Below are 314 nucleotides of genomic sequence, written 5' to 3'. Positions count from 1 at the left end.
ACTCGGCGGCGATGGAAGCGATCGCCTCTTAGGAGAAGTCGGTAACGATCGCCTCTTGGGGGGAGATGGTGACGATATCTTAGTCGGCGGCCCAGGACTCGATCGCCTTGACGGTGGAGCCGGTAACGACTCGCTTCAAGGGGGCAGCGATCGCGACATCCTGATTGGCGGCACAGGCAACGATCGCATCGATGGCGGCACCGGTAACGACCTCATGACCACCGGACAAGGGCTTGACCTAATTGTCATTCGCCAAAACGATGGCTTCGACCGCGTTACCGATTTCCAAAACAATCGAGACCGTATCGACATCG

At 58.0% G+C, this 314-nt stretch carries 1 pseudogene; it reads left to right on the top strand.

The features are described 5' to 3' along the window. Positions 1-314 (top strand): annotated as a pseudogene (locus JUJ53_RS00145) (calcium-binding protein); the annotation flags it as partial.

This window comes from Leptolyngbya sp. CCY15150 (assembly GCF_016888135.1).
Classification (GTDB): Bacteria; Cyanobacteriota; Cyanobacteriia; order RECH01; family RECH01; genus RECH01.
This window is presented reverse-complemented; position numbering and strand designations above follow the sequence as displayed.